This is a genomic window from Streptomyces thermovulgaris (genome assembly GCF_002155915.1).
Taxonomy (GTDB): domain Bacteria; phylum Actinomycetota; class Actinomycetes; order Streptomycetales; family Streptomycetaceae; genus Streptomyces; species Streptomyces thermovulgaris.
On record NZ_MUME01000213.1, the window covers coordinates 1 to 9,597 of the forward strand.

7 protein-coding genes are annotated in these 9,597 nt (G+C 72.1%); 6 read left to right on the forward strand and 1 reads right to left on the reverse strand.

The window, feature by feature from the left end; genetic code table 11:
- Nucleotides 1-75: 75 nt before the first annotated feature.
- The 6 genes from CCN35_RS17630 to CCN35_RS17655 all read left to right on the forward strand — a co-directional run bounded on the left by CCN35_RS17630 (nt 76) and on the right by CCN35_RS17655 (nt 6,966).
- Nucleotides 76-1,503: an aspartate aminotransferase family protein gene (locus CCN35_RS17630; RefSeq protein ID WP_086793456.1), complete on the forward strand. Its 1,428-nt coding sequence runs from the start codon at nt 76-78 to the stop codon at nt 1,501-1,503.
- Nucleotides 1,504-1,508: 5 nt separating this feature from the next.
- Entirely contained in the window at nt 1,509-2,540 is a 1,032-nt protein-coding gene (locus CCN35_RS17635) for an NAD-dependent epimerase/dehydratase family protein (RefSeq protein ID WP_268877179.1), read from the forward strand.
- A 13-nt stretch (nt 2,541-2,553) separates the two neighbouring features.
- Entirely contained in the window at nt 2,554-3,495 is a 942-nt protein-coding gene (locus tag CCN35_RS17640; protein WP_245863226.1) for a UbiA prenyltransferase family protein, read from the forward strand.
- Between the two features lie 20 nt (nt 3,496-3,515).
- Nucleotides 3,516-4,589, forward strand: coding sequence for a glycosyltransferase family 2 protein (locus tag CCN35_RS17645; protein WP_086793451.1), 1,074 nt, complete (start codon nt 3,516-3,518; stop codon nt 4,587-4,589).
- Nucleotides 4,586-5,746: an endonuclease/exonuclease/phosphatase family protein gene (locus CCN35_RS17650; protein WP_086793453.1), complete on the forward strand. Its 1,161-nt coding sequence runs from the start codon at nt 4,586-4,588 to the stop codon at nt 5,744-5,746. Before CCN35_RS17645 ends, CCN35_RS17650 begins: the two co-directional genes overlap by 4 nt.
- Nucleotides 5,747-6,012: 266 nt before the next feature.
- Complete coding sequence (locus tag CCN35_RS17655) at nt 6,013-6,966, forward strand: aldo/keto reductase (RefSeq protein ID WP_067388318.1); 954 nt, start codon at nt 6,013-6,015, stop codon at nt 6,964-6,966.
- An 87-nt stretch (nt 6,967-7,053) separates the two neighbouring features.
- Here the strand turns inward: CCN35_RS17655 and CCN35_RS17660 are convergent.
- The coding region (locus CCN35_RS17660; protein WP_143631603.1) for a glycoside hydrolase family 3 protein at nt 7,054-9,597 on the reverse strand (2,544 nt) is incomplete at its 5' end.

Sequence of the window (9,597 nt, forward strand, 5' to 3'; positions counted from 1 at the left end):
CTCCTCCGCTTCGCCCTCTTCGCCCCTCCCGTCTTCGTCCCCCTCGCCCGTCTCTCTCCGGAAGGAGCCCTCCGCATGACGGAACTCATGAGCATCGAGGACGCCGAAAGGCTGTCCGTCGACCAGGTGCACGACCTGTACCGCCGGTACGTCAACAAGAGCCAGGTCGCCCTGATGACCTCGTTCGGGTTCGGCCGTGAACTGGCCGACCGGGCCGAGGGCGCGTACATCCACACCCGTGACGGCCGCCGCGTCCTGGACTTCACCGGCGGGGTCGGCGTCCTCAACCACGGGCACAACCATCCGCGGATCCTCGAGGTCCGCCGCAGATTCGCCGAGCAGCAGCGGATGGAGGTCCACAAGACCTACTTCTCGCCCTATCTGGCCGCGCTCTCCCACAACCTCGCCGCCGTGCTCCCGGGCGACCTCGACATGTCCTTCCTGCCCAACTCGGGCGCGGAGGCCGTGGAAGGGGCCGTGAAGCTCGCGTACAAGTACCACAACGGCCGGCGCAACACCATCCTGCGCAGCGACATCGGCTTCCACGGCAAGCTGCTCGGCTCCGGCAGCCTCACCGGCGGCTCGCAGAACCACTTCCCCTTCCCCGGCATCCCGGGCGTGAGCACCTTCACCTACGGCGATCTCGACTCCGTGCGGAAGGCGGTGGAGGCGAGCCGCGACGGCAAGGGCCGCTCGGACGTCTACGCCCTGATCGTCGAGCCGTTCAGCGCCTCCACCATCCGCTGGTGCTCGGAGGAGTTCCTGCGCGGCCTGCGGGAGCTGTGCACCCGGGAGGACATCGTCCTGATCTTCGACGAGATCTACACCGGCTGGGGCAAGACCGGGACCATGTTCTACTTCATGCGCCATCCCGGCCTCGTGCCCGACGTGGTGACGACGTCGAAGTCCTTCGGCGGCGGCAAGTCCTCCGTCTCCGCCTTCGTCGCCCGCCGTCCCGTCTTCCGCAAGGCGTACGACAACCTCCACGACGCCATGCTGCAGAGCACCAGCACCACCTACTACGGCTTCGGCGAGGAGTGCGCCACCGCCATCGAGGCCATCAACATCGCCGTGGAGGAGGACTTCCCCGCCCGCGCCAGGGCGCTCGAGAACGTCCTGGGCCCCGGCCTGGAGCGCATCGCCAAGGAGCACTCCGACCTCGTCGCCGGCGTCCGGGGCGCCGGCGCCCTGTGGGGCGTCTTCCTGAACAGCCCCGCGGCCCTGGACCTCGTCGCCAGACTCGCGCCGGGCGGCCTGGCGAAGGACCCCCAGTTCGGCACCAAGGTGGTCACCTGCGCCGTGATCAACGCGCTCTACCAGGACCACGACATCTACACCTACTACACCCTCAACGGAAAGAACCCGCTGATCGTCGGCCCGCCGCTGGTCGCCACCCCGGGCGAGGTGGAGCACTTCCTGGAGTGCCTCGACCGCACCCTCGCCTCCGGGATCACCCGTCTCGTCACCCGTTTCCTCCGCGAGAAGGTGTCGTCGCTGTGGTGAGGAAAGTGGTCGTGACCGGGGGCAGCGGGATGCTCGGCGGACACCTGACCCGGGCGTTCGCCGCGGCCGGCCTGGAGGTGCGCAGCCTCGACCTGCGGCCGCCCGGGGAACCGGTCCCCGGCGTGGAGTACCTGACCGCGGACGTCCGTGACGGCGCCCGGATGCGGACCGCGCTCAACGGGGCGGACGCCGTGGTGCACACCGCCGCCGCGCTGCCCAGCTATCCCGAGGACGAGATCCGCTCCATCGTCGTCGAGGGCACCCGGACCGTTCTGAGGGCCGCCGAGGCCGCCGGGCTGGAACGCGCGGTGCACATCTCCTCCACCGCGGTGTACGGCCTGCCCGAGGTCGTGCCCACCACGGAGGACCATCCGCGCCGGCCGGTCGACGCCTACAGCCGTGCCAAGGCCGGCGCGGAGGTCGTCGCCGAGGAGTTCCGCGCCCGCGGGATGTGCGTTCCCGTCCTGCGTCCCAAGACGTTCGTGGGGCCCGGCCGGATGGGCCTGTTCGCGATGCTCTTCGAATGGGCGGAGGAGGGCCGCAACTTCCCCGTGCTGGGCCGGGGGGACGTACGGATCCAGATGTTCGCCGTCGACGACCTGGTCGACGCGGTGACCACCACCCTCCATGCCCCGGCCCGGGCCGCCAACGACACCTTCAACCTGGCGGCGGCCGAGTTCGGCACCCTGCGGGAGGACTTCCAGGCGGTCCTGGACGCCGCGGGGCACGGCAAGCGTCTGATCTCCCTTCCCGCCGCGCCCGCCGTCCTGGCCCTGGACGCGCTGAGCCGGCTGCGGCTGTCACCGGTGTACGGCCGGCTGGTCCACAAACTGCGGGCCGACTCCTACGTGAGCATCGACAAGGCACGCGAGGTGCTCGGCTGGTCGCCCCGCTACTCCAACAGGGACGCCATCCTCAGCACCTACCGGTGGTGGCGCGAGAACCGGGCCGCCGGCGCGGCGCCCGCGTCCGCCGGCCGGACCAGCAGGGAGCCCTGGAAGCAGGGCGTCCTCGGCCTGGCCAAGGCCTTCTTCTGAACGGGGGGACGTCGTGACGACACGTGCCGAACGGCCTGTCGACACCGGTCTGGCGGCGCTGCCGCCGCCGAGCCGGTCCCGGAGCCTGCCGCGCGATCTGGCGGCCCTGGTCCGGCCGAGCCAGTTCCCGAAGAACCTGCTGGTGGTGCCGCTCGCCCTGCTCGACACGCGGGCGGCGCCCCCGGGACTGCTGGGCCGCACCGCCTGGGCCGTCCTGCTGTTCACCCTCGCGTCGTGCCTGGTGTACGTCTGGAACGACCTGCACGACCGCCACCGCGACCGGGCCCACCCCGTCAAGCGCGACCGGCCGATCGCCTCCGGGCGCATCGGGGTGCCCACGGCCACCACCTTCGGGACCGTGCTCGCCCTCCTGCTGGCCGGGGCCGCCCTGTTCGGCCCCGTCGACCAGTGGTGGCCGGTCGCCGTCTATCTCGCCCTCAACCTCGTCTACAGCCGCGGTCTGAAGCATGTGCCGCTGCTCGACGTCTTCGTCGTGTCCGCCGGTTTCGGCCTCCGGGTGGTCCAGGGCCATCTGGCGGCCGGCACACCGATCCACTGCTGGCTGCTGGTCGCGGTGTTCTCGCTCTGCCTGGTGTTCGTCCTCGGCAAGCGCAGGCACGAGATGGTGACGGGAGGCATCGCCCACCGTCCGGCCCTGCGCGGCTACTCCGTCCCCTATCTGGACCATCTGATCGGGCTGTGCGCCTGTGTGACCGTGGTCGCCTTCCTGATCAGCCTTCAGCAGTCGGTCGGCACCCCGTACGCCGACCTGGTGGTGCTCGGCTCGACGCCGTTCGCGCTCTTCGCCATGGCCCGGTACCTGCAACTGCTGCACGTCCACGGCCAGGGCGGCGAGCCCACCCGCATCCTGCTGCGCGACCGCGCCATGGTCGTCACCACCCTTCTCTGGGCGCTGCTGCTCGGCGGCGCGCTCCTCGCCATCCACTCCCGGTAACGCCCCGTCAGGAGGCCTTCGTGTCCCGACCCCTGGTGTCGGTCGTCATCCCGAACTACAACTACGGCAATTCGATCGGGCTGTGCATCGACGCGGCGCTGCAGCAGACGTACTCCCCGCTCGAAGTGATCGTGGTCGACGACCACAGCACCGACGACTCCCTGAACATCGCCCGCCGCCGGGACGTGACCGTCCTGCAGACCCCCCGCAACAGCGGTGTCGCCGTGGCCCGCAACACCGGGGCCGCCGCGGCCCGCGGAGAGATCCTCTTCTTCGTCGACTCGGACGTGGCGCTGCGCCCCGACGCGGTGGAGAAGGCCGTCGACGAGCTGCTCGCGCACCCCGAGTACGGCGCGGTGTGCGGCATCTACGAGGACGAGCCGCTGATCCGCGACAGCATCGTCGAGGAGTGCCGGGTGCTCCAGGCCTACTGCTGGCGGATGGACTCGCTCGGCACCGTCAGCTTCCTGTTCTCCTCGCTGACCGCGATCCCGCGCAAGGTCTTCCAGGAGGTCGGCCCCTTCAACCCACGGCTGCGGCAGACCGAGGAGGTGGACTACGGCGAGCGGATGTCCGCGCGCTACCAGATCAGGGTCACCCCCCATGTGCTGGGCCGCCATGACGACGACGACAAGCTGCTGCCCCTGCTGCGCAAGCTCTACCGGCGGGCCCGGCTGAGGATCCCGCTGTTCGTCCAGCGGCGGCGCTTCGCCAAGGGCTTCGAGACCGCGTCCCGGTCGCTGGCCGCGCTGGCCGCGTTCGGCGCGGTGGCGACCCTGCCGCTCGCCCTGCTGCACCCCGCGTGGCTCGCGGTGCCGGCGGTCCTGGCCGGTGCCTCGTTCACCGGCGACCTGGCGATGTACCGCTATGTCCTCAAGCGCCGCGGGTGGCGTTTCCTGACGGTCTTCAGCGCGGTGGCCTTCGCCACCAATGTCGCCATCTCGGCGGGCATCGCGGCGGGTGTCGTCCAGTGGCTGCTGTCCCCCCGCTTCCGCAGGCTGTACGAGCCGCACTGGGAGGAGACCGGGCCCACCGGGGACGGCGGCGGGCAGATCGTGGGCGCACCGCGGCACCGGCCGGGGACGACGGCATGAGCACCTCGCTCGAGGAGGAGGACCGGAGGGCCGGTGCCTGCCGGGAGACCTCCGCACCGCACCGCCCGGGGCGGCGCCCCGGGCGGCGGGCGACCCGGCTGCTCACCGCCGCCCTCGGGCTGTGGACGGCGTTCCTCGCCGCGTTCCACGCCCTCACCGGCAGGTACTGGTGGTGGCGGCCGATGGAGCTGCTGCCGCCCCTGGCGTTCGCGGTGGTTCCCCTGTTCCTGCTGGGGCTTGTCCCCCTGGCCCGCGGCGCCCGTCCGCGGCTGGCCGCGGCGGCGCTGTGCTGTGTGCTGCTCGGTCTGCCCCTGGTCGGACTGAACCTCCACGCCCTGCCGGGCCTCGGCGGCGGGTCGGCCGTGCCCGCGGGGGCGGTCCGGGTGTTCTCGTGGAACACCGAGTACTGGAGCGACGGCGACGACCCGAAGGCCTTCTACGCCTTTCTGAAGGCTCAGCGGGCCGACGTCTACCTGTTGCAGGAGCACGTCTCCTGGGACCTCGCCGGGCACCGCCCGGTCCGCTCCGACCACGTGGACGAACTCCGGGCGCACTTCCCGGGCTTCCAGGTGGCGGCCGTCGGCGAGATGCTCACCCTGTCCCGCTATCCCATCGAGGACTGGCGCGGTCTCGACAGCTGGCCCCATCTGCCCGCGGGCGGCGCCGGAATGCCGCCCGACGACAGCTTCCCCGACTACTACCGGTACAAGGTCCTGCGCACCGACCTGCGGATCGACGGACGGGTGGCCTCCTTCTACAACGTGCACGTCCCGGTGCAGCTCGACATCTCGATGAACCCGGCCTCGGCGCAGTTCACCGCGTTCATGCGGGCCCAGGAGGACCGGCGGAAGGCCACCTACCGCGCCCTGGCGGCCGACCTCGACGACAACCCCCTGCCCGTGGTGGTGGCCGGCGACCTGAACGCCACCGCGGCCATGGGGGAGCTGCGCGTGCTCGGCAGCCGGCTGCGGGACGCGCTCCCGGCCTGCGACGACCTCCTTCCCGCTTCCTGGCCCGCGAGCGGACCGTCGCTGTGGCGGCTGGACTGGGCGTTCACCAGTGCGTCGGTGAAGGTCCACACCTACCGGATGGTGGACAGCGAGGGACTGTCCGACCACCGGGCCCAGGCGCTGACCGTGACCCTGCCCGGCGGCTGAGCGCACGCCGGCTTCCGGCGCCGGACCGAAGACCGGCGCACGGCACCGGGCGCGCACGACCGGCACACACGACCGATACACACGGCCGGCACGTACGACTTTCGTCGTACGACGGCCTGTCCGAAGATCACAGATCACTGCGAACCGCCCCGCGCCGCACCCCTGTTCGCCTACGGTCGCCAAAGAGCCCACTCACGGGACACGGGGGTGTGCGCTCTTCCCTGCCCCCACGACTGCCCCCCACGACGCACGAGTTCGGAGGAACGATGCAGCAGCGCACGCTCGACGCCGCCACCGGAACCAAGGTCAGCAAGCTGTGCCTGGGCGCCCTGCCGTTCGGCACCACGGTCGACGAGAAGACCTCGTTCGCCATCCTGGACCGGTTCGTGGAAGCCGGCGGAACCACGATCGACACCGCCAACTGCTACTCGTTCTGGGTGCCGGGCGGCTCCGGCGGCGAGAGCGAGACCGTGCTGGGCCGCTGGCTGAAGGACCGGGGGGTGCGGGACTCCGTGGTCCTCGCCTCCAAGGTCGGCTCGGGGCCGGGCCCCGACGGGCAGGCGGAGGGCCTCGCACCGGCCGTGATCAGGGAGCAGCTGGAGGGAAGCCTGCGCAGGCTCGGCACCGACCACCTGGACCTGTACTACGCCCACCGCGAGGACCGGAACACCCCCGACGAGGAGACCCTCGCCGCCTTCCACCGGGCGGTGACCGAGGGGAAGGTCCGGGTGCTGGGCGCGAGCAACCACACCGCATGGCGGCTGGCCGAGACCCGCGCCCTGGCCGAGCGGCGCGGCTGGACGCCGTACACCGCGGTGCAGCAGCGCTACTCCTACCTCCAGCCCCGGCCGAAGACCGTGCTGCCCGAGGGCGGCCACGTCCATGCGAGCGACGAGCTGCTGGACTACGTGAGCAGCCGCGGCCTGACCCTGTTCGCGTACACCAGTCTTCTGTGGGGCGCCTACAACCGCCCGGACAAGCCGCTGCCGGAGCACTACGCGCACCCGGGCACCGAGCGCCGGCTCCAGGCTCTGGCGAAGGTCTCCGGGGAACTGGGCGTCACGCCCCTGCAGACGGTCCTGGCCTGGCTGACCGGCGGGGAGCCCGCCGTGGTGCCGATCATCGGTGTCAGCTCGGTGGCCCAGCTGGACGAGTGCCTCGCCGCCGCCGACCTGGAGCTTCCCGAGGAGCTGCGCAGGGTCCTCGACGAGGCCGTCTGACACGGTGCGCGGCGCTCCCGGGAGCGCCGCGCACACCGGGGCCCGGCGCCCGCCCCGACCGCGGGGCGGGCGCCGGGCCTTCGCCTGTCAGGGGACGCGCCAGCCGACGTCGGCGATCTCCAGCAGCGCCGTTCCCTCGGTGTACAGCATGAACGGCACGTCGACGTGGCGCAGGTCCATCCCCGCCGCGTCCAGCTCGGCCAGCGGCACGGACACCACCGTCCACTGCTCCGGCGGCGCCTGACGGAGCAGCGGTGCCAGATCCACGCCCGGCTGGGCGGGGTAGTCGTCGTGGCATGCCAGGAACAACGCGGACGACGGCGGCTCGATCACCCGCGCGAGGAACCGCACATGGGCCCCGGCCTCCAGGTGGCCGCGCAGGTCGGCGGGCTCGCCGGTGGGCGACTCCGCGTAGAAGAAGGCCGGATGGCCCCGGAAGCGCAGGCGCAGCCCGGTGCCGCCCCCGCCCGGGGTGCTCCCGTCCGGGGCGCGGCCGGCGCCGGAGGGTGCGGGCACCGGGTCCGAGTGCACGATGAGGCTCCGCATCGGCCCGGTGAGCGGGACGTCCTTGCCCGACCAGGTGTTGTGGCCGCCCACCCGCAGCCGGTACGGCGTGCCCTGCGCGTCCAGCACACGCAGCGGGCCGTCCACCGCGGGCGCGGGCGGCGGCTCGGGGGGTTCGTCGAGCGGCAGGGGCCCGGTGGCCGGGGCCTCGTCCCGCAGCGACAGGCCGTATCCCACCTCGAACAGCGGGGTGTGGCGGCCCTCGGGCGCCGTCTCCTCGGCGGGCACCCGGTAGTCCGGCAGATGCGGGGGGATCCGGTTGACGGCGGCGGAGTCCCGTGTCCGCGGCCAGGAGGACGGCAGCCGGCCCCGGAAGTCGTGGGCGGGCGCGCCGGGTTCGGCGGCGAACAGCACATCGGTCAGGCCCTGTGCGTACGGGCCCGGCAGCCAGGCGACGACGAAGGCGTCGGAGAGGTTGATCTCCTCCGTGCAGTAGAGCGGACGGCCGGTGAAGAGGACCGAGACGACGGGAAGGTTCGCGGCGTCCAGCCGGCGCAGCACCTTAAGGTCGCGGGCGTAGGAGAGCTTCAGATCGGCGTAGCCGATCGACCGCCAGGGCTTGAGCGTGCCGCGCATCTCCGCGTACGCGTCCTCGCCCAGGGCGACCAGGGCCACGTCGAAGTCGGCGGGGTCGGCGTGTTCCAGCGCCGGGTCCACCACGCACCGTTCGGCGCCGACGACCAGACGGACCGCGTCGGCCAGGGTGGTGCCGTCCGGCAGGTCGGCGCGGTCCACGTCGTCGCCCTGCCAGCTCAGGGTCCAGCCGCCGCACTGCTTGCTCAGGTCGTCGGCCGCGCTGCCGGTCACCAGCACCCGCGCGGTGCGCGACAGGGGCAGCAGGCCGGGGGTGTTCTTGAGCAGGACCAGGGAGGCACGGGCGGCCTCGCGTGCGAGGGCCCGGTGCTCGGCGCAGCCGACGATCCCCGTTCCCGGCGCCGTGAGCGCGCGGTCCCGGGGGCGGGGCTTGTCCCACAGGCCGGCGCGCATCTTCACACGCAGGATCCGGGTGACGGCGTCGTCGATGCGTGCCATCGGAATGACCCCGTCGCGCACCTGCCGGATGGTGGTGCGGTACACGCTCTGCCAGTCCTCGCGCCCGGCGACCATCAGCACGTCCAGCCCGGCGTTGATCGCGTATCCGGCGTCCCCGGGGGAGCAGCCGGCGACCTCGGCGTGCGCGTCCCAGTCGCTGATCACGACGCCGTCGAAGCCGAGGGCGTTCTTGAGCACATCGGTGATCAGGTAACGGCTGCCGTGCACCTTGTGGTTGTACGGCTGCGCACGGCCCGGGGTGTGGTCGTAGTTGGCGGGGTTGTCCCAGCTGCTGAAGGAGACCATCACGCACTGCGCCCCGGCCTCGATGCCGGCCAGGAAGCCCTGGGCGTGGATGTTCCTGAGCACGTCCTCGGAGCAGCGTGCGATCCCCCGGTCGCTGCCGTTCTCGGTGCCGCCGTCCGCGATCCAGTGCTTGAGGGTGGCCAGCACCTTCCCGTCGGTGCGCAGCGCCGTCACATCGCCCTGGAGGCCCTCGACCATGGCACGCCCGTAGGCGTGCACCACGGCCGGGTCCTCGCTGTAGCCCTCGTAGTAGCGGCCCCAGCGGCGGTCGCGCGGGGTGGTGACGGTGGGGGCGAAGATCCAGTCCATGCCGGTCGCGGCGACCTCGCGGGCGGTGGCCTCGCCGATGCGCCGCACCAGGTCCGGGTCACCGGCCGCGCCGAGGCCGATGTTGTGCGGGAAGATGGTGGCGCCGTGCACGTTGTTGTGTCCGTGCACCGCGTCGGTCGCCCACATGAACGGGATGCGGAAGGGCCGGTCCCGCCAGGCCTCCTCCGCCGCCGTCCAGAAGCGGTCGATCGTCTCCACCCAGTCCGCCACGCTCGCGTGCCGTTTGCCGCCGGGCCAGATCCCGGCGCCGTTGAGCGCGGAGCCGATCCGGTACTCGCGCACGTCCTCGCAGGTCAGCTCGGCCAGCTCGGGCTGGATCATCTGGCCGACCTTCTCCTGAAGGGTGAGCTGCCCGAGGATCTCGGCCACCCGGCGCTCCACCTCCGCATCGCGCGGGAT